Origin of the sequence: Duganella sp. Root198D2 (assembly GCF_001428585.1) — a bacterium.
Classification (GTDB): Bacteria; Pseudomonadota; Gammaproteobacteria; order Burkholderiales; family Burkholderiaceae_D; genus Rugamonas.
Map to the genome: position 1 here is coordinate 207,473 of NZ_LMIC01000012.1, position 24,242 is coordinate 231,714.

Annotated in this window: 23 protein-coding genes; 8 read left to right on the forward strand and 15 right to left on the reverse strand. The window is 63.3% G+C overall.

What is annotated here, in order from left to right; genetic code table 11:
- Positions 1-2: 2 nt before the first annotated feature.
- The 3 genes from ASE26_RS13400 to ASE26_RS13410 all read left to right on the forward strand — a co-directional run bounded on the left by ASE26_RS13400 (position 3) and on the right by ASE26_RS13410 (position 2,618).
- A complete protein-coding gene (locus ASE26_RS13400; protein WP_057246390.1) occupies positions 3-671 on the forward strand; it encodes an SDR family oxidoreductase in 669 nt (222 codons plus the stop codon).
- A gap of 9 nt (positions 672-680) precedes the next feature.
- Positions 681-1,808 (forward strand): acyl-CoA dehydrogenase family protein, encoded by a 1,128-nt coding sequence (locus ASE26_RS13405; RefSeq protein ID WP_057246391.1) that lies wholly within the window; start codon positions 681-683, stop codon positions 1,806-1,808.
- A gap of 129 nt (positions 1,809-1,937) precedes the next feature.
- Complete coding sequence (locus ASE26_RS13410; RefSeq protein WP_055939080.1) at positions 1,938-2,618, forward strand: response regulator; 681 nt, start codon at positions 1,938-1,940, stop codon at positions 2,616-2,618.
- Between the two features lie 6 nt (positions 2,619-2,624).
- Here ASE26_RS13410 and ASE26_RS13415 read toward each other — a convergent pair whose 3' ends face one another.
- The 3 genes from ASE26_RS13415 to ASE26_RS13425 all read right to left on the reverse strand — a co-directional run bounded on the left by ASE26_RS13415 (position 2,625) and on the right by ASE26_RS13425 (position 4,749).
- Positions 2,625-3,320 (reverse strand): hypothetical protein, encoded by a 696-nt coding sequence (locus ASE26_RS13415; protein WP_082507629.1) that lies wholly within the window; start codon positions 3,318-3,320, stop codon positions 2,625-2,627.
- A complete protein-coding gene (locus tag ASE26_RS13420) occupies positions 3,320-4,195 on the reverse strand; it encodes a MipA/OmpV family protein (protein WP_057246392.1) in 876 nt (291 codons plus the stop codon). Before ASE26_RS13420 ends, ASE26_RS13415 begins: the two co-directional genes overlap by 1 nt.
- 68 nt (positions 4,196-4,263) lie before the next feature.
- Complete coding sequence (locus ASE26_RS13425; protein WP_055939087.1) at positions 4,264-4,749, reverse strand: hypothetical protein; 486 nt, start codon at positions 4,747-4,749, stop codon at positions 4,264-4,266.
- A gap of 133 nt (positions 4,750-4,882) precedes the next feature.
- On the opposite strand from ASE26_RS13425, the gene ASE26_RS13430 reads away from it, so the two are divergent.
- The gene (locus ASE26_RS13430; protein ID WP_055939090.1) at positions 4,883-6,187 is read left to right on the forward strand and encodes an ATP-binding protein; all 1,305 of its coding nucleotides are present in this window, start codon (positions 4,883-4,885) and stop codon (positions 6,185-6,187) included.
- Here ASE26_RS13430 and ASE26_RS13435 read toward each other — a convergent pair.
- The 4 genes from ASE26_RS13435 to ASE26_RS13450 all read right to left on the reverse strand — a co-directional run bounded on the left by ASE26_RS13435 (position 6,184) and on the right by ASE26_RS13450 (position 12,775).
- The gene (locus ASE26_RS13435) at positions 6,184-7,095 is read right to left on the reverse strand and encodes a YihY/virulence factor BrkB family protein (RefSeq protein ID WP_057246393.1); all 912 of its coding nucleotides are present in this window, start codon (positions 7,093-7,095) and stop codon (positions 6,184-6,186) included. The two genes, ASE26_RS13430 and ASE26_RS13435, sit on opposite strands and share 4 nt — an antisense overlap.
- Before the next feature lie 87 nt (positions 7,096-7,182).
- Positions 7,183-8,256, reverse strand: coding sequence for an LD-carboxypeptidase (locus ASE26_RS13440; RefSeq protein WP_055939097.1), 1,074 nt, complete (start codon positions 8,254-8,256; stop codon positions 7,183-7,185).
- A gap of 1 nt (position 8,257) precedes the next feature.
- Positions 8,258-11,014, reverse strand: a complete 2,757-nt coding sequence (locus ASE26_RS13445) for a TonB-dependent receptor (protein WP_057246394.1) — start codon at positions 11,012-11,014, stop codon at positions 8,258-8,260.
- 84 nt (positions 11,015-11,098) lie between these two features.
- Positions 11,099-12,775 (reverse strand): ABC transporter substrate-binding protein, encoded by a 1,677-nt coding sequence (locus ASE26_RS13450; protein ID WP_057246469.1) that lies wholly within the window; start codon positions 12,773-12,775, stop codon positions 11,099-11,101.
- Positions 12,776-12,908: 133 nt separating this feature from the next.
- On the opposite strand from ASE26_RS13450, the gene ASE26_RS13455 reads away from it, so the two are divergent.
- Genes ASE26_RS13455 through ASE26_RS13470 form a run of 4 tightly spaced genes read left to right on the forward strand, consistent with a single transcriptional unit; the run spans position 12,909 to position 16,457 of the window.
- On the forward strand, positions 12,909-14,147 hold the full coding sequence (locus ASE26_RS13455; RefSeq protein WP_057246395.1) for a nucleoside recognition domain-containing protein: 1,239 nt from the start codon (positions 12,909-12,911) through the stop codon (positions 14,145-14,147).
- Between the two features lie 10 nt (positions 14,148-14,157).
- Positions 14,158-15,699, forward strand: coding sequence for a D-alanyl-D-alanine carboxypeptidase/D-alanyl-D-alanine-endopeptidase (dacB, locus tag ASE26_RS13460; RefSeq protein WP_057246396.1), 1,542 nt, complete (start codon positions 14,158-14,160; stop codon positions 15,697-15,699).
- A gap of 10 nt (positions 15,700-15,709) precedes the next feature.
- Positions 15,710-15,970, forward strand: a complete 261-nt coding sequence (locus tag ASE26_RS13465; RefSeq protein WP_055939112.1) for a hypothetical protein — start codon at positions 15,710-15,712, stop codon at positions 15,968-15,970.
- On the forward strand, positions 15,951-16,457 hold the full coding sequence (locus tag ASE26_RS13470) for a DUF2939 domain-containing protein (RefSeq protein WP_082591360.1): 507 nt from the start codon (positions 15,951-15,953) through the stop codon (positions 16,455-16,457). Before ASE26_RS13465 ends, ASE26_RS13470 begins: the two co-directional genes overlap by 20 nt.
- Here the strand turns inward: ASE26_RS13470 and ASE26_RS13475 are convergent.
- From ASE26_RS13475 to murQ, 8 genes are all read right to left on the reverse strand, one after another.
- Positions 16,452-16,919, reverse strand: a complete 468-nt coding sequence (locus ASE26_RS13475) for a hypothetical protein (protein ID WP_055939117.1) — start codon at positions 16,917-16,919, stop codon at positions 16,452-16,454. The two genes, ASE26_RS13470 and ASE26_RS13475, sit on opposite strands and share 6 nt — an antisense overlap.
- Positions 16,920-16,932: 13 nt before the next feature.
- Positions 16,933-17,544, reverse strand: coding sequence for a M15 family metallopeptidase (locus ASE26_RS13480; protein ID WP_055939120.1), 612 nt, complete (start codon positions 17,542-17,544; stop codon positions 16,933-16,935).
- Entirely contained in the window at positions 17,544-18,446 is a 903-nt protein-coding gene (locus ASE26_RS13485) for a LysR family transcriptional regulator (protein WP_057246398.1), read from the reverse strand. Before ASE26_RS13485 ends, ASE26_RS13480 begins: the two co-directional genes overlap by 1 nt.
- A gap of 87 nt (positions 18,447-18,533) precedes the next feature.
- Positions 18,534-19,325 (reverse strand): N-acetylmuramoyl-L-alanine amidase, encoded by a 792-nt coding sequence (locus ASE26_RS13490; protein ID WP_055939125.1) that lies wholly within the window; start codon positions 19,323-19,325, stop codon positions 18,534-18,536.
- Between the two features lie 12 nt (positions 19,326-19,337).
- Positions 19,338-20,255, reverse strand: a complete 918-nt coding sequence (locus ASE26_RS13495) for an N-acetylglucosamine kinase (RefSeq protein ID WP_055939127.1) — start codon at positions 20,253-20,255, stop codon at positions 19,338-19,340.
- A gap of 70 nt (positions 20,256-20,325) precedes the next feature.
- Positions 20,326-21,996 carry a glycoside hydrolase family 10 protein gene (locus ASE26_RS13500; RefSeq protein WP_057246399.1) on the reverse strand — a complete coding sequence of 557 codons (1,671 nt, stop codon included), beginning with the start codon at positions 21,994-21,996 and terminating at the stop codon, positions 20,326-20,328.
- A 36-nt stretch (positions 21,997-22,032) separates the two neighbouring features.
- On the reverse strand, positions 22,033-23,298 hold the full coding sequence (locus ASE26_RS13505; protein WP_057246400.1) for an MFS transporter: 1,266 nt from the start codon (positions 23,296-23,298) through the stop codon (positions 22,033-22,035).
- 40 nt (positions 23,299-23,338) lie between these two features.
- Positions 23,339-24,220, reverse strand: coding sequence for an N-acetylmuramic acid 6-phosphate etherase (murQ, locus tag ASE26_RS13510; RefSeq protein ID WP_057246401.1), 882 nt, complete (start codon positions 24,218-24,220; stop codon positions 23,339-23,341).
- Positions 24,221-24,242: the final 22 nt, after the last annotated feature.

A 24,242-nucleotide genomic window follows, 5' to 3' on the forward strand; every position in this document is an offset into this window, starting at 1 on the left:
GGATGGCGCTGGCACTCGTTATCGGCGCCTCGCGCGGCATCGGCCTGGAACTGGTTCGCCAGTACCTGGCCGACGGCTGGCGCGTGATCGCCACGGCCCGCAGCAAGGAAGATGTCGCCATGCTGGCCGAAATGGGTGCCGAAGCCCATAAGCTGGATGTAACAAACCTGGAAGCCGTGGCAGGCCTGGGCTGGAAACTGGATGGCGAAGAGCTGGACGTCGCCATCCTGAACGCCGGCGTGTATGGCCCGCGCAGCGACGGCTTTCCGATGCAGGCGGATTTCGACGCCGTCATGCACATCAACGTGCTGTCGGCAATGCGGCTGCTGCCGATCATCGCGCCGCTGGTGTGCGCGGGACGCGGCAAGCTGGCGGTGATGTCGTCGCGCATGGGCTCCCTCAGCGAGCGCCAGGGTTCCACCGGCTCGCTATACCGCGCCAGCAAGGCCGCGCTGAACTCCGTGCTGGTCGACACCGCACACCAGTTCGGCCCGCAGGGCGCCACTTGCGTGGCCTTGCACCCGGGCTGGGTGCGCACCGATATGGGCGGCGCCGGCGCCGCGCTGGCGGTTGAAGAAAGCGTGCGCGGACTGCGCAAGGTGCTGGCCGAACTGCCAGCGTCCGAACAAGCCGTCTACCGAGACTATGACGGTTCACCTATTGGCTGGTAAAACTAGAACATGATCCTCAACGAACAACACGAAATGATCCGCGACGCGCTGCGCGCGTTTTCTCAGGAACGCCTGGCGCCCAACGCAGCACGCTGGGACAAGGAGCACCACTTCCCGAAGGAAGAGCTGAAAGAGCTGGCAGCACTGGGCGCCTTCGGCGTCGCCGTGCCGGAAGAACTGGGCGGTGCGGGCCTCGATTACGTGTCGCTGGCCCTGGTACTGGAAGAAATCGCGGCCGGCGATGGCGGCACATCGACTGTGATCTCCGTGAACAACTGCCCGGTGTGCAGCATCGGCATGATGTACGCCAACGAGCAGCAGAAGCAGCAGTGGCTGCGTCCATTGGCGCAAGGTGAAATGCTGGGCGCCTTCGCCCTGACCGAGCCGCACACCGGCAGCGATGCCGCCGCCCTGCGCACCACCGCAACCCGCGATGGCGACGACTACATCATCAACGGCACCAAGCAGTTCATCACTTCCGGCAAGCATGCCGACGTGGCGATCGTGTTTGCCGTGACCGACAAGGCAGCCGGCAAGAAGGGCATCAGCGCCTTCTGGGTGCCGACCAACACCGCGGGCTATATCGTGGCCGGCATCGAACACAAGATGGGCCAGCACTCGTCAGACACCGCCCAGATCCTGTTCGAAAACTGCCGCGTACCGGCAGCGAACATGATCGGCGAAGCGGGCCAGGGCTACAAGATCGCCCTGTCGGGCCTGGAAGGCGGCCGTATCGGCATCGCCTCGCAATCGGTCGGCATGGCGCGTTCCGCGTTTGAAGCGGCCCTGAAGTACGCGCGCGACCGCGAATCCTTCGGCAAGCCGATCTTCGAGCACCAGTCGGTGCAGTTCAAGCTGTCGGAAATGGCGATGCAGCTGGAAGCGGCGCGCCAGTTGATTTGGCACGCAGCCTCGCTGAAAGACGCAGGCCAGCACTGCCTGAAAGAGGCGGCGATGGCCAAGCTGTTTGCCTCCGAGATGGCAGAACGCGTCTGCTCCGACGCGATCCAGATCCACGGTGGCTACGGCTATACCGCGGACTTCCCGGTGGAACGCATCTACCGCGACGTGCGCGTGTGCCAGATCTACGAAGGTACCAGCGACATCCAGAAACTGCTGATCGCCCGCGCGCTGTAAGGCAGCGGGCCCCCGGCCAGGAGCTCAGCCAGGAGCCGCTTCACAAAATGTATCGCTTTGTCGGATTTCAAGTGCATATATGCCATGTGCTTGTAGCTCTTATAAAATGTCCGCCATAAGGAGAAAGACATGGTTCAAGTGATGTTGGTGGAAGACGATGAGCGCCTGGCCGAGCTGGTCACCGAGTACCTGGCGGGCTACGAGTTCAAGGTCGACGTGGTGCCGCGCGGTGATGAGGCCCTGCCGCGCTTCAAGGCAGCCAATCCCGACGTCGTGGTGCTGGACCTGATGTTGCCCGGCATGGACGGCATGAAGGTCAGCCAGCAGATCCGCGACATCAGCGACGTGCCGATCCTGATCATGACCGCGCGCGAGGACTCCTACGACGAGGTGTCGCTGCTGGAACAGGGCGCCGATGATTTCATCAACAAGCCGGTACAGCCGCGCGTGCTGCTGGCGCGCCTGCGCGCGTTGCTGCGCCGCCGCCAGGGCAAGTCGGAAGTGGACCAACTGGCCTTCGGCCAATTAAGCATTGCCACCAGCGACCGCTCGGTCACCTGGCGCGGCCAGCCTTGCCCGCTTTCGAACACCGAGTACAAGCTGCTGCTGGTGCTGGCGGAATCGGCCGGCACGGTGCTGTCGCGCGATGCGCTGCTGAAGACCATGCGCGGCATTGAATTCGATGGTCTGGACCGCTCGATCGATAACTCGATTTCGAAATTGCGCCGCAAGTTCGACGATACGGATGGCGAGAAAATCAAGACCGTCTGGGGCGAAGGGTACCTGTTCTCGCCGTCCGCCTGGAATTAAAGCAGCCTATTCAAACAGCGGGGCAATCGCCAGCGGCGTATTCTGGCTGACGACCTGGCCCTGCGCCGACCAGTCGGCGAAGCGGTAAGTCGCGGTGCGGTAAGTACCGAGCGTTTCGCCGTCAAAGGCCGGCCCGTCCACCACGGGCAGCGGCGCTTCCCGCGGTCCATACTTCGCCTGCACCAGCGCATCCGCGCGATTGCCGAACACAAACCGCACGCCGCCGCACTTCTTCGAACCATATGAGGCATCGATGTAGCGCTGGTAAGCCAGCGCCTGCTCGCACGCCGCCTGCAGGTCGGCCGATTCGTAAATGCCATCGTTGCGCGCAATGATCGTGACGCGCGGGGCAAAGCGGTAGCCGGCCATACGGCGGTTCAGCGCCAGCACGGCGTTATCGTCATAAGCAGCCTTCAGCAGCGGGAACACGGCGCGCCCCGTGGCGTCGAGCGGCAGGTTAAGCTGGGTATTCTTGCCGGTCAGCGTCAGGTGCAAGCCTTCCAGCGACGACGAAGGATCGCGCGGCCTGACTTCGTAATGGATCTGCAGGAAGTTCTTCGGCTTGCCGTATTTGGCGAACACCACCATCTGCTTATAGGCGTCGCGATAGCTGACCCACTCCTCCTGCGCCTGGGCGGCGCAGGACACCACCGCCAGGCATACAGCCGGCAGCGTGGTGCGGAGCAAGGTCAGGGTTTTCATCAGAATCGGTAAGCCAGGGCAGTTGAAACGGAATAATTAGTGGCCCGCTCGACCAGCGGGCTGTCTTTTGCATCACCGGCCAGGCGGTTGACCGTAGCGCCGGAGGTCAGCATCCAGCTTGGGCTCAGCGCCCAATTCCAGCGCACGCCGGCGCGCACGTCCTGCACACCGGCGCCAGGACGGTAATAGCCACGCGTGCCGGCGCGCTCGGCTTCTTCCTCGGTCACGCCGAACCAGGTTTCGCTGTAGGCACGGTTGGCCACGGAAACGCCGGCCGACAGCACGACGGTATGGTGGGGCGCCACATCGACCATCATGTACTGCAAGGAGGTGTGCAGGCGCGCGCCATTACGCTCCTTGCCGCTGCCATAAGTCAGGGTATTGGTCAGGCGCAGCTTGGGCGACAGGTAATAGTTGAAGAAGCCGCCGGCCAGGATGCGGCGCTTGACCACGTCCATATTGCGCAGCCGGTTAGGGTCGAGCTCCTCACGCTCACTGAATTCGCCGGGGCGCAGGCTGGTATAGGCCATGCGTGTGCTGGAGCCTTCGCTGACGCCGCTGAAACTGAAGGAGACGCCACCTTGGTCGCGGCGCGGCGACAGCGCCAGCATCGGGCCGAATTCCATCGAAGGCGACTGCGACAGGTGCCAGCCCAGGGCGGTGCCAGAGACGAAAATGCCGTTGCTCCACTGGACCTGCAGCACCGGCATGGCCAGGGTGCGGTTATCGCTCGAACCGTCGTAGCGGGGGACTGACTGGGCGCCAATACCAATAAACATATCCCGGCTGCCGTCCGGCATCGGGTTGGTGGCCGGCGTCTGTGCAGCTACGGTGCTGCAGGCGCTGGCAATGGCGAGGAACAGGTACTGTCGCATATAAGGCTACCTACGGTTGGGATAGCCGCACATTTTAAATGCAATACTGGCCCAAGCCGCTAAAACGCTCAGCTCCCGATGAATTTCACTGTTGTATCGAGGCGATCTACAACAATGATCGAGACAGGCGAGAAAACGGCGGCGATGCACATCATTGTCGGAAGCGGCGGAGTAGTCTTGTAATTGACCAGCATCACGCCGCCGCTCATTGTCACCTTCTCGATTGCAAAACTGGTGCAGGCGGCGACATAGCCCGGGGTCACGGCCAGCACCATCTTGCGGCTGAAGTCGACCGTGGGCACTGCGGGCGCTGTAGTCGTGTTCTGGTAAGCGCGGCTCCACAGCTTTTCCAGGCTGTCGTTGTCGCGCACCACGAAAGTCTCCGGATTCTGCAGGGCGGAATGCCCAAGGTTTGCCAACTGTTCAAACGCCATGGGACCATCGGCGACGACCGGTGCAGCAGCCAGGGTTCGCGAGGACGGACCACCACCACCACCGCAGGCGGCGAGGCACAGGGCGCCCAATAAGGGCAGGCAGCGAATGATCAGGTTCATGGCGGGATTCTCCTGGCGATGGTGTGATCTTAGATAAGTCGGCGCTGGAAATCCGCCCTGAGCTGTACGCTTTTTGTCGGAAATTTGTACGCCAATTCGCTGCAGGCCCTTGTTTCTTATACAATGCGCCTTGATGAATCGCCTGTTCTTCCGTTTTTTCATACTGGTGATGCTGTCCATCAGTGCGGCGGCATTCATCGTCTATTTCGCGATCAATCGCCTGTTCGGCGACCCGCTGGACTCGATTGCGCGGCGCCAGGCCGCGGCCCAGATCTTCCTCCTCGAGCAGTACATCGACCAGGCGCCGGCCGACCAGTGGCTGGACCGCCTGAACAAGGTGCGCGAAGTTTCCGGCGTACGTTTCGAACTGGTGCCGCTGGGCGACGTGCGGCGGCAGCTCACCGGCATCGACGCGGCCGGCTTCGAGCGCGGCGACGTGGTGCTGGATATCAGCCGCAAGGCCTTCTACCGGCGTGTCGACCTGGTGGGCGAGCGCTATATCGGCAGTAACGAGGAAGCGCTGGTGGCGCAGGACCTGCCGATCGATATCGGCTTTGCGCTGTCGATGGAGGCGGTACGCTACCTGATCGTGGCCCTGGTGCTGCTGATCCCGATCGCGGCATGGTCGCGCGCGCACTGGCAGGGGCTGCAGCAGCTGTCCGACGTGGCCGACCGTTTCGGCGGCGGCGAACTGGGGGCGCGCGCGCATATGGAGCCCAAGGACAGCATCTACCCGCTGGCCGAGCGTATCAACCACATGGCCGACCGCATCGAACGGCTGCTCGATTCGCAGCGCAACCTGCTGCATTCGGTGGGGCACGAGATCCGCACTCCGATCGCGCGCCTGGAATTCGCACTGGAACTGCTGCGCGATGCGGCGGAGAACCCGGCCCTGGACAAGCGCATCAACGCCATGGAAGGCGACTTGCGCGAACTGAAAGAGCTGGTCAACGAACTGCTTGGCATGACCCGCCTGGATGCTGAACCGCACCTGCAGCGCCGCGCGTTCGACCTCGGCTCGGCGCTGGCCCACTGCAGCGAAACCCTGCCGCCATCCGAGGGCATGGCGCTGGAAATGGCGCTGGGTACGTCGCTGGGACAGTTCAGCGGCGACCAGCGCCTGCTGGAACGCGCGGTCGGCAACCTGCTGCGCAATGCGCTCAAGTACGGCACGCGCTCGGTGCGCCTGGGGGCGGCCAGGATGGGCAGCGTGGTGCAGGTGGTGGTCGAGGACGACGGGCCCGGCATCCCGCACGCCGAGCGCGAACGCATTTTCGAGCCCTTCTACCGCCTCGACCGCAGCCGCGACCGCAATACGGGCGGCTTTGGTTTAGGGTTATCCATCGCGCGCAAGGCGGTACAGCTGCACGGCGGCACCCTGGTAGTTGGCAGCTCAGCACTGGGCGGGGCGCGCTTCACGATTACCTTGCCGGCCTAGCAGGCAGTCTTGGTTTGCAGGCGGTGCGGGGCCTTGGTCTGCTCCCCGCGCCCGACCCGTTCGAACTCTGAAATGACCTGGGCGCCGAACAGCAGCAGGGTGGCGCCAATCTCCAGGCTGAACATGACGACGATCGCGGTGGTCATCGAGCCATACACCAGGTTCACCTGCGACAGGGTGGTGAAGTACCAGACCAGCACATGGCGCGCAATTTCCCACAATGCGGTGGCGGTCGCGCCGCCAATCAGCGCATGCGAGAGCGACAGGCGGCCCACCGGCATCACCAGGTAGATGGAGCTCAGCATAAGCACCTCGCCGGCCAGGCCCAGCAGGTAAAGCAGCACGCCGGACAAGCCATGCAGCGACCATTCGTAGCCGAACAGGTGCACAGTTTCCTCGCCGATGACTTGCAGGCTGCCTGCGACGAGGGTCATCACCAGCGCACCGATGCCGAGGAACAGGATATAGCAGTAAGGCAGGACGGCCGATACCAGGTAGTGGCGGCGGCGCACCTTGGCGCGGTGCAGGAAGATGAAGCACATGGCATTTTCCAGCACCGAAAAAGCCAGGGAGCTAAAGAACAGCATCACCAGCACCAGCGCCCAGCCCACCAGTTCCCGATGGTCGAGGAAATGGCCGACCTCAGCCACCACGGCCTGCGACTGGCCGGGAATCAGCCATTCAAGGTAGCGGCCGATGATTTGCAGCAGTTCCTGCTGCGGAATGATGTGGGAAAGCGCCACCACCACCAGCATCAGCAGCGGGACGATGGACAGCAGCGAGTAGTAGGCCACGGCGCCGGCCAGCAGCAACCCCTGGTTGGCCCGGAAACCCTTCAGGCACTGGAGGGCGAAGTCCAGGGGATGCGCCAGCACAAAAGCCACCGCCCTGTGCTTGAGTATGCGCATCGCCCCATTCTACGCCGAAGTCTGTGGACGAGCCTGTGTCACACTTGGGGTGTGACCCCAAGGTGTGACACGGGCTCTGCTGTGGGGCTAGGAGACAGCGGGTTCGAGCAGGGTGAGGGTTTGGCGGTCGGTGTCGAGCCGGGCGCGGATGCCCATTGGGAGTGTGAACTGGTTGCGGATATGGCCGAAGCTGTAGCCGGTGACCGCTGGCACTTTTAGTGGCTTGAGGTGCTGGTCGGTGGTCTCATCCAGCGTCAGGGATATATCGCTGTCCTGCGGGCCGCAGTTTTCACAAATGCCGAGCATGACGCCGGCGGCCTTGTCGAACTTCTGGCTGAGCTGGAGCTGCATCAGCATGCGGTCGATCCGGTACGGGGCTTCGTTCACTTCTTCCAGGAACAGGATGCCGCCTTGGTAATTGCTGGCGTATTCGGTGCCGACCAGGGCACTGACCAGGCACAGGTTGCCGCCAGTTAGCGGGCCTTCGCATACGCCGGGCACCACGGTGCGCAGCGCGTAGTGCGGTTCTTCCTCTGCCTTGCGGCTGTTTTCCAGCGCCATCGGGATGGTGTATTCGTCTTCCGGGTGCATCAGCACATTCAACAATTGGGTCGTCGTATAGTCTGAGAAGGTGGAAGAGGCTACCGGACCGTGGAAAGTCACCAGCCCGACTTTCTTCTGGATTGCCAGGTGCAGCGCCGTGATGTCGGAATAGCCGATCAGGACCTTGGGATTGCGGCGAATCAGCTCGTAGTCGAGGTGCTCGAGTAACTGGAGGCAGCCGGAACCGCCGCGAATCGCCCAGATGGCGTTCACGTCCGGATCGGCAAACATGGCATGCAGGTCGTCCAGCCGCTGCTGGGGGAGGCCGCCATAGTTGCCGTACACAGCCTCGAGATTGCGGCCCAGCTTGACGTGGAAACCCAGCGATTGGATATTCTTGATGGCCCTGGCGATCGCCGGGGCGTCGGTATGGCCGCCGGGGGCGACCAGGCCTACGGTATCGCCGGCGGTCAGACGCGGTGGCTTGACCAGTGCCGCTTTCTTCATGGTTTGCTTTCGGGAAACAGGATGGCTGCCGGCCGCTGCCGACACTGCGGGGAGTGCGGCAGCGGCCAGGGCGGCCGCCACGATGCGGCCAAAACTGCGCCGGGTAATCACATCAGTAGAACTTGTATTTCGCGTTGAGTGCGAAGGAGCGGCCACGGCCGTCCGCCACGCGCGGGTCCCAGCCGGCACCCACCACTTCGTCCACATTGTGGGCGGTGAAGGGCGGGTCGGTGTCGAACAGGTTCTGGATGCCGGCTGTGATCGTGGTGTTCTTGAAGCCGGTGTACGTGCCGGAAATACCGAAGATGCTGTAGTGCCTGACCTGCGGGTCGAAGCCGGCCGGCGGCGTGCCTTTGCCGCCGTTCGGCAGCTGGTCGGCGTAGTGCGATCCGAACTTGTTGTTGAACAGGACGCTCCAGTCGCCGCGCGAAACCGTCAGGCCGGCGTTGTGCTTCCAGCGCAGGTAGACGTCGCGGGTAGCGAACTGGCCCACTTGCTCGACGAAGGGCTGGCCTTCGAATTCGGCGAACTTGAACGACTGCATCCAGGTGCCGTCGAGGGTGGCGCTGGTCTTGTAGCCGCCGAACTTGGCGTCGTAGCGTAAGCCCAGGTCGAGGCCGCGTGTTTTCAGGCCGGCGGCATTGATCCAGCCCGCTTCCACGTGATCGATCGCGCCGGTCTGCGGGTTGCGGATGATGTAGTCGTTCAGGTATTGCCAGTTTTTCAGCACGACTTGCGGCGTGCGGTTCAGGATGCGGTCCGTGACATTGATCGCCCAGTAGTCGAGCGAGGCGGTGAAGCCGGTGAACGGTGCCACCACCATGCCAAGCGTGCCTTGCTTGGAGGTTTCCGGCTTCAGGCGCGGATTTCCGCCGGAGAAATAGTTCAGCCGTGGAATCGCGCAGAAGGCCGGATCGCCTGGATGCTGGGCGCAGCCTTCCTGGTCGATCACGCCATTGGGCAACTCGCCCAGCAGGCGGCCGGAGTAGAGCTGGGTAAAGCTCGGCGCCAGGAAGCCTTCCGAGGCGGAGCCGCGGAACATCAGGTTCTGCGAGGGCTGCCAACGGAACGATATCTTCGGATTGGTGGTGGAACCGAACACCGAGTAATGGTCGCGCCGCACGGCCAGCTGCACTTCCAGGTCTTTGACGACCGGGATAATCATTTCCGCGTACACGGCCTTTACATTGCGGCTGACCCTGTCCTGGTTGGCGTTGCCTGGCGCGAGCAGCAGCTTGCCTGCATCCACATCCTGCGCAAACTCATAACTCTCCTTGCGCAGGTCGAAGCCGGCCGCCATCATCACGGCGCCCGCCGGAAGCTGGAACACCTCGCCCGAGATCGAGCCGTCGAGCTGGGTCATGGTGGTCTTGCCATGCTGCAGGCGGCCACGGAACTTGGTCGATTCGATCAGGCTCATGGCTTCGTCAGTCTGGCTCTGTCCAGGCAGCAGCCAGGGGTTGATCTTGCCGCTGCCGAGGGCCGAGTAGATCTGGCTGGTCCAGCCGTAGCCGTCGATCAGGTCGGTCCTGGTGCTGCTCTGGGCGCGCGACAGGCCGACTTTGTAGTCGTATTTTCCGGCCAGAAGGCCTTCCAGACCGACCAGGCCGCGCAGGTTTTCGGTGACATTCTGCTGGGTGCGCTTGCCCCATGGAGTCGAGCGCCATTTGTAGATGATCGGCTTGGTCGTGTCGTAGGCCGGGATGAACTGGCTCATGTCCAGGTAGTACGGACCATTGACCGGATAGGCAGAACCATTGTCCAGCCGCGTTGAAATCTGCACCGGCGTCAGTTCGGCCGTGGCTTTGGTGCGTGAACCCAGCAGTTCCGCGAACAGCTTGTGATCGGGACTCAACTGGAAAGTCGCGCGCGACACGGCGTTGGTACGTTCGACCGGGAAGCTGATCACATAGTCCGCACCATAGTCGTAGGCGCAGGAATACCTGGTGCGGGTCGGTGCCGTAACGTCTTTCCACAGGCCGGTCTGGTACTGCGACATGCCGGGAATGCTGTCGCATTTGCCCTGGAAGCTCAACGGGCTGGCTTGCAGGTAGGTGGTATTGTCGCCCGCGACCTTGAAGCCGGTACCCAACGCCGTACCGGCGCCGGTCAGTACATTGGCATACGGCGTGCCGGTGGTGTCCGGCGACAAGCCGCGCTCCGGCTGGAAGCCGTTGGCGAAATCGCGCTGCCTGGACGACAGCTTGTCGTCGACATCGTGCGTGACGCTGGCCATCACATTCCAGCCCTGTTCGCGCAGGTTGCCGATGCCGCCCAGCAGGGAGTAGCGGCGCTGCATGCCGCCGCCGGCTTCGGTGGCGTTATAGCTCACGCTCGCTTCGACGCCGGTGTAATCGGTCCGCAGGATGAAGTTGACCACGCCGCCAATCGCATCGGTACCATAGATCGCGGAAGCGCCGTCCTTCAGGATTTCCACGCGCTGGATGGCGCCCAGTGGGATCGAGTTCAGGTCGACGGCTTTGCCGGAGGCGCCGTGGTTGCCCACGCGGCGGCCGTTCAGCAGCACCAGCGTGGCGTTCGGGCCCAGGCCCCGCAGGGAGGCGAAAGAAGCGCCGCCGGATACGCGGTCGGCATCGGCGCCGAATACGTTGTTACCCGACGTCATGTTGTCAGCGCCGGTGCCGTTGGCGGAAATGCTGCGCAGCAGGTCTTCGGTGCCGGTGATGCCGGCTTTCTGGATGGCGTCGAAGGTGATGACCTGGACCGGCAGGGCGCCTTCCGCCGCAACGCGTTTGATGCTGGAACCCGTAATCTCGACACGCTGCATTGGCTGCGTGGCTTCCTGTGCCATTGCTGGACTGACTACCCCGATCAGCGCAACGAGTTGCGCCAGCTTCTTAATCTTCACTAGCCTCTCCCGAACAGGTGTTTTTTGCAGAGTAGCGCTATGGAAATCTTGTCATCCAATGAAAATTACTATTGCGTCCATAACTTAATGTAATGCCATGGTCACATTGCTTTTTGCTTCAATGTCCAGGTAGCGCCAATTGGTCAGTTCGACCGGATGCCGGTTGTAGTTTTTAAGCCACGGTTGCTGGATATCGGCCGAAATCGGGTGGATCAACAGCACCCAAGGGTTATACGCGTGGATCAGCTGGTTCAGCTCGCGATACAGGGCGTTGCGCTCCGGGCCATCGCTGAGCTTGCGGGCTTTCTCATAGCGGCTGTTGTAATCCGGCAGGTTGAAGCGGGCGTAGTTGGCTCGGCCGCTGTTCGGTCCCCACAGCAGCTGGAAGAAGTTGTCGCCATCCGGGAAATCGGCCACCCAGTTGGTTTCAAACATCTGCACCTTGCCCAGGCGGCTGGCCTTGATGATCTCGGTCTTCTTGTCGGTCTTGAAGCTGACCCGGATGCCGAGGGCATTCAGGTTCTTGCGCCATAGTTCGTCGCGCAGGCGGCCCACCATGGTCGGTTCGCTGTGCATCACCAGCGCCAGCGGCCGGCCATCGGGCAGGTTGCGGAAACCGTCCTTGCCGACCTTGTAGCCGAAGCGGTCCAGCAGGGCCCTGGCCAGTTTCGGATTGTAGCTGACCGGGCTGCGGTAGGCCGGGTCGTAGCCCAGCACATTGGGCGGCAGCGGGCTTTGTGCCGGGATGGCCAAGCCCTTCTTCAGCAGGGCGATGTCTTCGGGGCTGTTATAACCCAGCGCTATGGCGCGGCGCAGGGCGACCTTCTCCTTGCTGTAGCCGCCGATCACCGGGTCGTCCATGTTCATCCACATGTAATAGGTCTGCAGCACGGGGAATGGGGACAGCACCATGCCGCGCTTGGCCAGGTCGTTTTTCAGCACCGGTTTCGGCGCGGATGGGTCCAGCACCATATCGCGCATCGACTCCGGCACCTGTTCGATGTAATCGAATTCGCCATTCAGGAAGCCCAGCACGCGCGACTGGTACTCCTCCATGATCTTGACTTCGACCTTGTCGACGATGGGCAGGTGCCTGCCTTGCCAGACCTGGTGGTAGCCCTTGTTGGCGGCCAGCGTGATTTTGTCGCTGCGCTTCCATTCCTCGATGACGAAGGGGCCGCTGCCGACCGGGTGGTTGCCGACCTGGCTGCCGTAGGCATCGGTCACTTCTTTCGCCACCGCGCCGGTGGCAGGCAGGGCGAGGTAGAACAGCAGGCTCGGATCCGGTTCCTTCAGCGTCAGGCGCAGGGTGTATTTATCGAGCGCGCGCAGCTCGGCCAGTTTGCCCTCGAACATGAAAGACCAGGGCGATTTCAGCGCGGGATCGAGCAGTCGCTCAATGGCAAATTTGTAATCCGTCGCCGTAACTTCGCGCTTTTTCCCGTTAAATGCTGGATCGTCGCTGAAGAACATGCCGGGCTTCAGGTGGAAGGTCCAGACGTTGCCGCTGGCATCGCTGCTGGGCATTTCACGCAGGCTGCTTGGCGCCAGCTTCACCGGCCGCGCCTCGTAGTCGTAGCGCAGCATCGGCTCGAACAGGTTTTCCAGCAGGCTCAAACTGGCGAGGTCGGAGGCAACAGCGGGATCGAGGCCGGTTTCCCCCGTCGACAGGAAGGCGTGCAGGACTTTGTCGGCGGCCAGCGCCGCCGGAGCGGCGGTGGCAAGGACGAGAGCTGCGGCGAGAACGCGAAGTTTTATCATGCGGCGGAGCATAAGCCAGTGCGTGGCGATACGCCAGCTTATAACTTTTTTACATGAGCGCAGCGCATACTTTCATCTGCTGGCCCTATACTTTCGCTGCAAAATCGGTCATTCCACTACAAGAAGTACATCCATGTCCCTTAATTACATCTGGTCCGGGTTTTTCCTCGTCGGCTTCGCCGCCGCCATCATCCAATGGCTGTTCATGGGCGATACGGAGATCTTCAAGAAGATCATCGACGGCACGTTCGAGTCCGCCAAACTGGGTGTGATGGACATCGCCCTGCCGCTGGCCGGCGTGATGACGCTGTGGCTGGGGATCATGAACATTGGTGAAAAGGCCGGCGCCATCGGCTGGCTGGCAAAGATCATCTCGCCTTTTTTCTCGCGCATTTTTCCGGAAGTGCCGAAGGACCATCCGGCTACCGGCCACATGGTGATGAATTTCTCGGCCAACCTGCTGGGCCTCGACAATGCAGCGACTCCGTTCGGCCTGAAGGCGATGGAAAGCCTGCAGACGCTGAACCCGAACAAGGACACCGCCAGCAACGCCCAGATCATGTTCCTGGTGCTGCACACCTCGGGCCTGACCCTGATCCCGCTGGCGATCATGGCGCAGCGCGCCATCCTCGGCGCGGCCGATCCCTCGGACATCTTCATTCCCTGCATGATCGCGACGTATGCGGCAACCATCACCGGCATTATTGCCGTCGGCATCCGCCAGCGGCTGAACCTGTTCGACCCGGTGCTGCTGGCCTGGATCGGCGGCATGACCGCGGCCATTGCGGGCCTGATCTGGTATTTCACCGCCTTCCTGACGCGCGACCAGATCGAGGTGGTGTCGAAAGTGGCGTCCAACCTGATCCTGATGTCGATTATTGCCGCCTTCATCATCGGCGCCCTGCTCAAGAAGGTGAATGTGTATGAGGCCTTTATCGAGGGCGCAAAAGGCGGCATCCAGACGTCGCTGACGGTGATTCCTTACCTGGTCGGCATGCTGGTGGCGATCAGCGTGCTGCGCAATGCCGGTGTGTTCGGGCTGGTAATGGATGGCTTCAACTGGGTCTTCAGTGCGCTGGGCCTGCGTACGGATTTCGTGCCTTCGCTGCCGACGGCACTGATGAAGCCTTTCAGCGGTTCCGGCTCACGCGCCATGATGATCGACGCGATGAAAACTTACGGCCCGGATTCCTTCGTCGGCCGCCTGGCTTGCATCTTCCAGGGTTCAGCGGATACTACCTTCTATATCGTGGCGCTGTATTTCGGCTCGGTCGGCATCCGCAAGACGCGCTATGCGATTTCCGCCGGCCTGATCGCGGATCTCGCGGGGGTATTGACCGCGATTGCTGTAGCCTACGTGTTTTTCGGTTAAGGATCCAACGATGCGCCGCCTGCTTCTCGCCTCACTGTTTGCAGCCATCGGCACTGCCGCCCATGCGGCCCTGCCGGAGCCGATCGCTCGCCTGGCGGCAGAGAAGGGCATCCCGGAAAGCGCGATCGGGGCGGTGGTGCTGCGCGGCGACCAGGTGCTGGTCTCGAATGAAGCAACGCGCACCTTCAATCCCGCTTCGACCATGAAGCTGTTCACCACCATGGTGGGACTGGACGTGCTGGGCCCGCAATTCCGCGGCCGCACCGAATTGCGCACCACCGGCGAAGTGGCAGGCGGCGTGCTGCACGGCGACCTGGTGCTGCGCGGCGGCGCCGATGGCGATTTCACTGCCGACGCTTTCACGCACATGCTGGAAAAATTGCGCACCAGGGGCATCCGCAGGATCGAGGGCAACCTGGTACTGGACCGCCAGCTGTGGCAGCCCGCGCGTGCCGACGCCGGCGCGCCGCCGTTCGACGAATCGCCCGAGGCTTACTACAACCTGATTCCCGATGCGCTGCTGCTGAACATGAACCTGCAGACGCTTGACATCACCTCTGATGCGAAATCGATCAAGGTGAGCGTGCTGCCGGAACTGGACAATGTGCGCGTGCGTTCGGAGCTGATGCTGGTCGACCGCGACTGCGCAAAATGGGAAGACGGCTGGAAGATTCCCGAGTATGTGCGCAATGGCTCGCAGCTGAGCATGGTGCTGAAAGGGACGTTCCCGCGCAACTGCAGCAAGGCCAACGTGATCAACGTGATGGACCGCACCGATTACGCAGAGCGCCTGTTCCGTGCGATCTGGGAGCGCCTGGGCGGCCAATTCAGCGGCCAGGCGTTCGAAGCCTCCGCCGAGCAGGCGCGCGCCCTCAATAGCGCTGCCTCGACGCTGCTGGCCGAGCATGTGAGCCGCTCCCTGCCCGAGATGGTGCGCGATACCAACAAGCTCTCCGACAACGGCCTGGCCCGCACCATCTTCCTGAGCCTGGGCAGCCTGCAGGCCGACCCGGTGCTGGGCAGCCGTCCCCTGCCTGATACGGCGCCGATGGAAATCCCGGGCGGCGCGGAAGCAGCGCCAGCATCAATGAGCACCAATGCCCGCTCGGAAATGGTGATTCGCAACTGGCTGCGCGCCCACGGCGTCGACGATGCCGGCATGGTGTTCGAAAACGGTTCCGGGCTGTCGCGCATCGAGCGCGTCAGCCCGGAACAGATGGCCGGCTTGCTGAAGGCGGCGCAGAAATCGCTGTGGGCGCCGGAGTTCCTCACCAGCCTTCCGATTGCGGCAATCGACGGCACCATGAGGCGCCGCCTGAAGGAAAGCCCGGCTGCTATGCACGCACGCGTCAAAACGGGTTCGATCAAGAACGTGGTGGCTGTCGCGGGCTACGTCCCCGACGCCAACGGCCAGCAATGCGTCGTGGTCGTTATGGTCAACCACGAGCGCGCCGGCAACGGCAACGGCCGCGCACTGGCGGACGGCATGATCGATTGGGTTTCGCGCAATTCCGCTCCGGAAGCGGTACCTGCAATGCCAAGCACACATTGAGGAGTTGAAGATGGGTGAAGTAAAACAGTATTGGTTCCCCGCCAAACGCTATGGCTGGGGATGGGGTGTGCCTGTCACCTGGCAAGGTTGGCTGGTACTGGTTGCCTACCTGCTGGCGATGGTGGGCGGCGCCCTGTTGTTGAATCCTGCGCACTCGCCTTTGGGCTTCCTGGCGCTGACCACCGTGGCCACCTCGATCTTCATCCTGGTTTGCTACCTCACGGGTGAGCCGCCGCGCTGGCGCTGGGGGGATGATGGCAAGGCAAAGTAAAAGCATATCGACAGCGGCATTGGCGGTCGTTGTCGCGGTAGCCGCTTATTGGTATTGGTCGCCGCTGCTCGTTGTGCACCAGATGAAGGAAGCGGTGCGGGTTCATGACGTGGAGGCGTTCAACAGCCACGTCGATTTTCCGGCGCTGCGGGAGAACTTGAAGGACGACATGGCCGGCAAGCCGGGCGGCGACGCCCTTACCGGCTTCGGGCGCCTGCTGGGCGGCGTCGTAGTGGATGCGCTGGTGCGGCCGGAGGCGGTGATGTTCGTGCTGGAGCACGGCGACTTTGCGAAGAAGCGTGGTGGCCGGCATGAGGACCGTGGCGAACGCGAACACGACGAGGCGCCGCCCTCCGGCGAAGACAGGCCGAAATGGGTGACCGAGCGCGATGGCGTCAATCGCTACATCGTCCGCAATGACAGGATCGCGCTGGTCTTCGTCCGCCATGGCTTTGCGGACTGGAAGCTGTCCGGGTTCCTTCTATGAAGCGCGCAGCACCTTGCGCGTCGCCCACACGATCGGAAGGCTGAACAGGAAAATATGCGACAGGATGTCCATGCCCCATGAGAAGGCGTTAAACGTCACCGGGCGCGGGAACGCCGACAAGGGCAGCACCACCAGCCGCATGGTGAAGAACACCAGCAAACCGTAGCCGACTGCTGCCAGCAGCGGCTTGCGTGCCAGCGCGGGAATGCGGCGCGCGGCGAAGAAGAAGAGCGCCATCCACACGAAACTCAGGGCGAAATGGCAGGCCAGGCCGAACACCGCGGCAGCCGCACCACCGCTGAAGGCCGCTTTACCCAGCGCGCCGCTGGCGACAACTTGCAACAGGCGCTCCGGCGGCAGGCCGTTATAGCCGGCGAAGCTGATGGCGAACAGGATGTCCAGCAAACCGCCCAGCGCGCCGCCGGTCAGGATTGCTCGTGGGGTAGACCAGGGCTGATGCATGGCTGCCGTCTCCTTAAAGGACTTTCGTGTAATCGCGGCGCACCAGTACGCGGTCGCCGCAGTCGAAATGCCACCATTCGCTGTTGATTCCCGCAAAGCCTGCCTGGAACATGGCGTCGCGCAGCAGCTGGCGGTTGGCGATTTGCGCGGCAGTCAACTCGCCGCTGGCGAGGTGCCGCGCCTCGAGTGCAGGGTGGGACAATTCTGTCATGTCGTCGAAGCCCGTACCCATGTCGAGCTCCTGCCCGCTGGGATCGAGGATGGTGACGTCGACCGCCATCCCAAACGAGTGAATGGAACCGCGCTCCGGCGGCGCAAGGTACATCTGCAGGCTGGTGCCGGCCAGCGCATCCCACAACTGTTCCTGCACGCGGTGCGGGCGCAGGGCGTCCAGCAGCAGCACTTTGAAGCCGGGCGCGCGCTGTGCCAGGTAGCCCACCGCGCTCTCGATGGCCGCGGCTGCATCGCGGTGCAGCCAGGCGCAATCCAGCGGCGAATACAGGTCGCGACCGACAAAATTATCCGCCCCGGCATAACGCAGGTCCACCGCGATTCCGCCGATGGTGGCCAGGTGGCGGAAGTCGGGGCTGCCGGCAACGTCTTCGCTGCGCATGGTGTTGCCCATTACTGTCCTTGTTCGAGACAGGCGCGCGCCATGCTGGCGATGGAATCGGCCAGTTGGCGCGCGCCGTGCGACAGGGGAGCGTGGCTGTTCGTCAGCAGGAAGAGCTGGATCGGAATGGCCGGCGCCCACTGGCGCTTCTGTACCCTGGCCGGGTCGGCCGATGCCGCCGTGAACGGATCGACCACAGCCAGCCCGGCGCCGGCTTCCACCAGCGAACGGGCAATCTGGTAAGTCTGCACCGTGGTGCGGAAGTTGGGATGGATGCCCTGCGCTTCGCAGGAAGCAACAATCATTTCGCCCAGCGGATCGTTGTCGGCGTGGCCGATCAGTTCACCGGTCAGGCCTTGCGCCGTCAGCGGCAGGCCCGCTTCGTCGCTGCGCCAGGTGCCGGCCGGTGCGATCACCGTCATCGCCCCCTGCGCAATCGGCTCGGCGATGATGCCGGGGTGGCGCGGGTCCTGCAGCGACAGCGCCATGTCGGCTTCGCCCAGGCGCAAGGTGTTGACGATCTCGGACGTGTGGTGGGTAGCCAGTTCGCATCGCGTATCCGGGAATTCCTTGCGCCATTCGCTCATCGCTTGCGGCAGCACGCTGATGGCGATGGTCGGGGTCGAGACCAGCCGCACGGTTTCAACGGCGCGCCCTTTCAGGCTGGCGGCCAGGCGCCGGATGCCTTGCAGGTCGCGGTGCAGCTTTTCGGTTTCGGCGAACAGGCGGTGCGCTTCCGGCTTCGGATACAGCTTGCCGCGCACGCGTTCGAACAGCGGCATGCCCAGTTGCAGTTCGGCGTGCTGCAGGACCTTGGTCACGGCCGGCTGCGAAATATGCAGCACCTGGGCGGCGCCACTGATGGTGCCGACCTGCATGATGGCGTGGAAAACTTCGATGTGGCGCAGCCGCATGGTCCTGGTTCCTCTTCCTCAGCGCCGCAAGTCCTCCCCGCGGCATTTTGGCAGGATAGGGGAAAGCCGGCGCTCGTGCAAACCGCCTTACGGTTTTGGCTTGGGCGCGGTCAGCACGTCGAGGATGGCGGCGGATTCGGCGTCGGGCACGCCGTCCCATTTGCTGTTGCGGTACTTGGCCTGGAAGGTCACCAGCACGTTGTGGGTTTCCGGGTCCAGCACCCCGGTTTGCGGGGTGGCGTAGCCGTGCTGCGCCAATTTTTGCTGGAACCAGGCGATATCCGGCAGTTGGGCTTCGTATTGCGGGCGTGCTGCGGCGACCGCATTGGCATCCGGCCAGGCGATCAGGCCTTCGTCGGCCAGGCGCTTCCAGGGGAACATCGGGCCCGGGTCCTGCTTGCGCTGCGGTGCGACGTCGGCGTGGCCGAGGAAGTTCTCCGGCGCGACCTGGTGGCGCTCCTTGATCTGCTTGAGCAGGGCGACCAGCTGGTCGATCTGGCGGTCGCTGAAGGCGTACCAGTGGCGGCCATCGGGCATGTCCTTGAAGCCGGGATTGACGATTTCGATGCCGATCGAGTTGTAGTTCAGCGCAGTATAGGTCTTCCAGCTGCTCAGGCCAGCGTGCCATGCGGCGCGGTTTTCGTCGACCAGGGCGTAGACGCGCGGCTCATTCTCGTCGGTTACAAGATAGTGGGCGCTTACCTCTTTCTCGGTCAGCAGCTTGATCGACAGCGGCAGGTCCGATACGGTGTAGTGCAGCACCACGAAACGCACGCGGCTGCTCTGCCCTTTGGACGTCAGCGAATGGTCGATATTCGGCAGTTGCGTGGCGCAGCCGGTCAGCAGGGCGATCAGGGAAGCAAGCAGCAGTTTTTTCATCGATCTCGTCTTTTAGTTGCGGGGCCGGGCGGCCATCCTGGCGGCCGCATGATGCGGCCTGGCGCTGCGTTTTTGCAAATTGAACTGGGGCGGCAGGTCGGCGCGCATGGCTTCGAAAATCAGGGGATGCAGTTCGGCGGCGCGGCCGGACAAGACAATCGGCCGCTCGCCGAAGCGCGTCACCAGCGCCAGCGCCAGGCGCGCCAGTTCACGTCCGGCTTGCAGCAGGATATGGCGGGCGGCAGGATCGGCGCCGGCACTCATGGCGACGGCCAGCGCCAGCTTGCCAATCTCGCCGCGCTCCCGGGAGTACATGAAGTTGCGCGAGAAGCTCCAGTCGCTGCCGCCAACATGGTCGAACACCGCATGTGCCATCGGTGAATCCTCCCAGATGCCGGGCTGCTCGTCCTCGCCGCGCCAGATGCGGCGCATCGCTTCGCGCGCGATCCAGAATCCGCCGCCGGCATCGTCCAGCGTGACGCCGCGGCCGCCGGCGCGGTGGAATTCGCCCTGTTCATCGATGAAGGCGGCAATCGAGCCGGTGCCGGCATAGACCAGGTATCCCTGGCCGGGCTCGAAAGCGTCGAGATAGGCGACTTCGATATCGTTGCACAGGGTGATGGCGTCCAGGCGTATGCCGAACAGGGTCGAGAGCCAGTCCAGCAGCACGTTGCCATCGCCGCCGAAACCGGTCAGACCGGCGCAAATGCGCAGCGGCTCGCCGGCTTCCAGCACTTCTTTCGCCAGCTGGCTGAAGGTAGTGTGGACCAGCGCGCGGCCGGCCGGCCTGGCCATCATCAGGGCAGACAGTCCGGCCACTGTGCCTTCGGCCACGATCTCGCCTGCCGGGTCGGACAACGCCCAGCGTGTTTCGGTGCCGCCGGCATCGATTCCCAGCCCTAAGGTACGATCGGTGTCAGGTTTGCCCATGATCTGTCGAGTGTACGTTGAAACGCTGTCATCTTGACATGAAAGCGTGTTCCGCACTCATTCCAAAAAGTTATAAGGCAGCGGAAACCCGGGGGCTTTCGTTGCCTAAGCGGTCCACGGCCGACACCACCACGCTGCGGGCGGGCACGCCGTTGTCGTCGGTCAGTACCACCTCGCTGCGGCCAGCCGGCACCACATTGAAGCGCCACTCCTCGCCATAGCGCGCCCAGATCGCCAGATGGCTGGCGCGCGCGGCGTTGCCAAGGGTAACCGACAGCCCGCTGGCATGGCGCTTGACTGCCACCGTCGGCGCCGGCGGCGCTTCGCTGCCCAGCCAGGGGGATGGCGGCACCAGCGCCGGTCCCTGGTAGCTGGCAGCTTTCAGCTGGTCGCTCACGCCTTTGCGGTTTTGCATCAGGGCGGCGATGCTGAAATGGATGTGGCCATTCGCATTGCCGCGGCTGCGCATGATCCCGACCTGCTGCACGATTTCGTCCGCCGTGAAAGACTTGCTGCTGTCGTCGATGCGGCTGGTGTACAGGCCTGGCCAGATATGGCGGCCACGCTTGTTCTGCCCCAGCCAATAATCGAGCAGCACAGGGAAGGCTTGCGGCTGCTGGGCGATCGGCCAGTAAAGCTGCGGCGCCAGGTAATCGAGCCAGCCATTCTGCAGCCACAATTCGGCATCGGCATACAGCTTGTCGTACTGGCTGAAGCCCTGGATGCCGGGCGGGCGGCGGTCGGGGCGGCCAATGCCGAAGGGGCTGATGCCGAAGCGCACCCACGATTTTTCCTTGTGGATGCCGGTGTAGATCGATTCGATCAGCTGGTTGACGTTCTGCCGGCGCCAGTTCGCGCGCTCCAGGGTGCCGCCGCCTTGCAGGTAGCGCTGGTAGGGCGCGTTGTCGGGGAAGTCCAGTTCGGCCTTGCTGCCGTTGGATGGTGCATCCAGCGCCGCCTCGCCGCCGTTGGCGCCGGGAGCTTCGATCGGATAAGGGTAGAAATAGTCGTCGATGTGGACGCCGTCGATGTCGTAGCGGCGCACAACGTCCAGGATCACGTCCAGCGTTTGCTGGGCGGCGCTCTCCTCACCAGGATCCATCCACAGGAACTTGCCGTACTGGCGCACCACTTGCGGCTTGGTATTGGCGACATGCTCACGCGCATTCGGCGTGCGGGCGGCGGAATGGCGGGCGCGGTAAGGGTTGAACCATGCATGCAGTTCCAGCCCGCGGGCATGGGCGTGGGTGATCCAGAACGCCAGCGGGTCCCAGGCCGGCTCGGGGGCTTTGCCCTGCTGGCCGGTCAGGAATTCGGACCAGGGTTCGAGCTTGGACGGGTAGATGGCGTCGGCACTGGGGCGCACCTGCAGCACGATGGCGTTCAGGTGCAGCGACTTGGCGCGGTCGAGGATGGCCAGGGCTTCGGCTTGCTGGCGTGCCGGCGGCAGGCTGCCGCGGCTTGGCCAGTCGATATTGGCGACGGTCGACACCCAGGCGGCACGGAATTCACGCGGCGCGGCAGGCGGCTGCTCGCCGGTGATGCGTTGCGGCACCGGTGCCGGGGCCGGGGCCGCGCTCGAGACCGGAGCCGGCACATTGCCGCTTCCGCCACCGGTGGGTGGCGCCGCGGCTTCGCCGGGGGCTGGCACGGTCGGCGTCGACGAACACGCCCCCATTAATGCGGCCACGCCGGCCGCGGCGGCGGCTATGGTCAGCCGCCTTTTCGCATTAAAAGCCAAAACCTAATCCTCACATCAGCAGGAGCCGTATTCTACCTATTCCCGGCCAAAGTCCGGGTCTATCTTGATCAGCGCCGTCATGATGAAGGCCGGAATAGTCGCCGTGCAGGCGAAAATGAAGAAATGCTGGTAGCCGAGAAGCTCCTGGAGCTTGCCGCTGGCCATCTGCGGAATCATCATCCCAAGCGCCATGAACCCGGTGCAGATCGAATAGTGCGCCGTCTTGTGCTCCCCCTGGCTGACCATGATCATGTACATCATGAAGGAGGTAAATCCCAGGCCGTAGCCAAACTGCTCCACCGCCAGGCAGGCCGAGATCCAGGCAAAGTTTTGCGGCTGTGCCTGCGACAGGTAGACAAAAATCAGGTCCGGGATATGGATCGCAATCGCGAACGGCCACAAGCAGCGCTTGAGGCCGAAGCGCGCGATCAGCCAACCGCCCGCCAGGCCGCCAAGAATCAAGCCGATGATACCCACGGTGCCGTAGGCGATGCCCACCGCTTCGGTGCTCAGGCCGAGTCCGCCATTCGCCAGCGGGTCTTTCAGGAACGGCACCACCATTTTCAGCAGCTGCGACTCGCCAAGACGGAACAGCAGCAGGAACAGCAGGATGACAATGATGCCGTCCTTGCGGAAGAAGGCTGCGAAGGTGGCAAAGAACTCCTTCATCGGCGCCGACGAACGCACAGCACGCGCATCTTCGGCAGGTTTCGGCAGCGCGAAGAGATGGTAGAGCGCCAACGCCAGAAATACAGCGCCCAGGACAGCGAAGGCGACCGACCACGCCATTTGCGGATTACCGGTGTGCTTGATGACGTTCCCGGCGAGGAACAGCACGCCGCCCTGGCAGGCCACGGTCGCGGCGCGATAGAAGGTACTGCGCACGCCGACGAATTCCGCCTGCTGTTTTTGCCGCAGGGCGAGCATGTAGTAGCCGTCCGCGGCAATGTCGTGCGTGGCGGAGCTGAACGCCATCAGCCACATGACGCCGAGGCTGAGCTGGAAGAAGTTCGATAGCGGTAGCGTGAAGGCGACCGACGCCAGCGATACGCCCAGCACCATCTGCAGGATCGTGGTCCAGGCGCGCTTGGTGCCGAACATCTCGATCAAGGGCGACCAGAGCGGCTTGATTACCCATGGCAGGTATAGCCAGGCCGTGTAATACGCCATGTCGGCGTTGGAGATGCCAAGGTCTTTATACATTGCGGTGGTCAGCGCCATGACCGCAAAGTAGGGGATGCCCTGGTTGAAATACAGTGTCGGGACCCAGCCCCATGGGCTGCGTTGCTGCGCTCGATCCATTACGTCCTTTCTAATCGGCCGGGACGAGCGCAGGGGCGAATCAAATGGTGAGTGCGCCGCGCACGCTGCCCCTGGCCTGGTCCAGCAAGTCTCCCGCCTGCTGCACCGTGGTTTTCTTTAACAGGGCGACCACCGCCACTTTGACGTGGAAGCCGCACTGTTCCAGCGCTGTGCGGGCTGTCGCTTCGTCGGCACCGGTGGCGTGCATGGTAAGCCGCACCGTGCGTGCAAACAGCTTCGCATTGGTCGGCTTCAAGTCTACCATCAAGTTTCCATAAACCTTGTTCAAGCGCACCATGATCGCGCTGGAAATCGTGTTCAGCACGATCTTCTGCGAGGTGCCGGCTTTCAGGCGCGTGCTGCCGGAAATGATCTCGTGGCCGGTGTCGAGGGTGATGCCGATTTCGGCCTCCTGCGTCAGCGGCGAACCGGGGTTGTTGGCGATGCCGACGGTCAGCGCGCCGGCGCTGCGCGCAGCTTGCACCGCACCCAGAACATAGGGCGTGGTGCCGGATGCCGCCAGCGCCAGCACCACGTCGTCCGGGCCGGGGTTCAGCGCCAGCAGGTCGCGCGCGCCCTGCCCACGGTCGTCCTCCGCCCCTTCCACCGCCTTGAACATGGCGTCCATGCCGCCAGCAAGGATGGCGACCGCGCGGTCATGCGGCCAGGAGAAGGTAGGGTACAGCTCAACGCTGTCAAGCACGCCAAGCCGGCCGGAAGTCCCGGCGCCGACGTAGAGCAAGCGCCCGCCCGCATCGACGCGGGGCACGGCTGCTTCAACAGCCTGGGCAATAGCGGGGACAGCGGCGCACACGGCTTGCAGCGCACTCAGCTGGTCATCGGCAAAGGCGGCGACCAGCTTCTCTGTGGAATATTGGTCCAGCTCGCGATGTTGGGAGCTGGGCGTTTCGGTCTTCAGCATAAAACGAGTGTAATGCCAAATT

What these genes read in the sequence shown, in the direction of transcription:
- ASE26_RS13450 (WP_057246469.1), bottom strand. Translation starts at nt 12,775, where the DNA reads ATGATAAAACTTCGCGTTCTCGCCGCAGCTCTCGTCCTTGCCACCGCC.
- ASE26_RS13505 (WP_057246400.1), bottom strand. Translation starts at nt 23,298, where the DNA reads ATGGATCGAGCGCAGCAACGCAGCCCATGGGGCTGGGTCCCGACACTG.
- ASE26_RS13485 (WP_057246398.1), bottom strand. Translation starts at nt 18,446, where the DNA reads ATGCGGCTGCGCCACATCGAAGTTTTCCACGCCATCATGCAGGTCGGC.
- ASE26_RS13465 (WP_055939112.1), top strand. Translation starts at nt 15,710, where the DNA reads ATGGGTGAAGTAAAACAGTATTGGTTCCCCGCCAAACGCTATGGCTGG.
- ASE26_RS13470 (WP_082591360.1), top strand. Translation starts at nt 15,951, where the DNA reads ATGATGGCAAGGCAAAGTAAAAGCATATCGACAGCGGCATTGGCGGTC.
- ASE26_RS13405 (WP_057246391.1), top strand. Translation starts at nt 681, where the DNA reads ATGATCCTCAACGAACAACACGAAATGATCCGCGACGCGCTGCGCGCG.
- ASE26_RS13435 (WP_057246393.1), bottom strand. Translation starts at nt 7,095, where the DNA reads ATGCGCATACTCAAGCACAGGGCGGTGGCTTTTGTGCTGGCGCATCCC.
- ASE26_RS13410 (WP_055939080.1), top strand. Translation starts at nt 1,938, where the DNA reads ATGGTTCAAGTGATGTTGGTGGAAGACGATGAGCGCCTGGCCGAGCTG.
- ASE26_RS13415 (WP_082507629.1), bottom strand. Translation starts at nt 3,320, where the DNA reads ATGAAAACCCTGACCTTGCTCCGCACCACGCTGCCGGCTGTATGCCTG.
- ASE26_RS13475 (WP_055939117.1), bottom strand. Translation starts at nt 16,919, where the DNA reads ATGCATCAGCCCTGGTCTACCCCACGAGCAATCCTGACCGGCGGCGCG.
- ASE26_RS13430 (WP_055939090.1), top strand. Translation starts at nt 4,883, where the DNA reads ATGAATCGCCTGTTCTTCCGTTTTTTCATACTGGTGATGCTGTCCATC.
- ASE26_RS13495 (WP_055939127.1), bottom strand. Translation starts at nt 20,255, where the DNA reads ATGGGCAAACCTGACACCGATCGTACCTTAGGGCTGGGAATCGATGCC.
- murQ (WP_057246401.1), bottom strand. Translation starts at nt 24,220, where the DNA reads ATGCTGAAGACCGAAACGCCCAGCTCCCAACATCGCGAGCTGGACCAA.
- ASE26_RS13400 (WP_057246390.1), top strand. Translation starts at nt 3, where the DNA reads ATGGCGCTGGCACTCGTTATCGGCGCCTCGCGCGGCATCGGCCTGGAA.
- ASE26_RS13480 (WP_055939120.1), bottom strand. Translation starts at nt 17,544, where the DNA reads ATGGGCAACACCATGCGCAGCGAAGACGTTGCCGGCAGCCCCGACTTC.
- ASE26_RS13420 (WP_057246392.1), bottom strand. Translation starts at nt 4,195, where the DNA reads ATGCGACAGTACCTGTTCCTCGCCATTGCCAGCGCCTGCAGCACCGTA.
- dacB (WP_057246396.1), top strand. Translation starts at nt 14,158, where the DNA reads ATGCGCCGCCTGCTTCTCGCCTCACTGTTTGCAGCCATCGGCACTGCC.
- ASE26_RS13455 (WP_057246395.1), top strand. Translation starts at nt 12,909, where the DNA reads ATGTCCCTTAATTACATCTGGTCCGGGTTTTTCCTCGTCGGCTTCGCC.
- ASE26_RS13425 (WP_055939087.1), bottom strand. Translation starts at nt 4,749, where the DNA reads ATGAACCTGATCATTCGCTGCCTGCCCTTATTGGGCGCCCTGTGCCTC.
- ASE26_RS13490 (WP_055939125.1), bottom strand. Translation starts at nt 19,325, where the DNA reads ATGAAAAAACTGCTGCTTGCTTCCCTGATCGCCCTGCTGACCGGCTGC.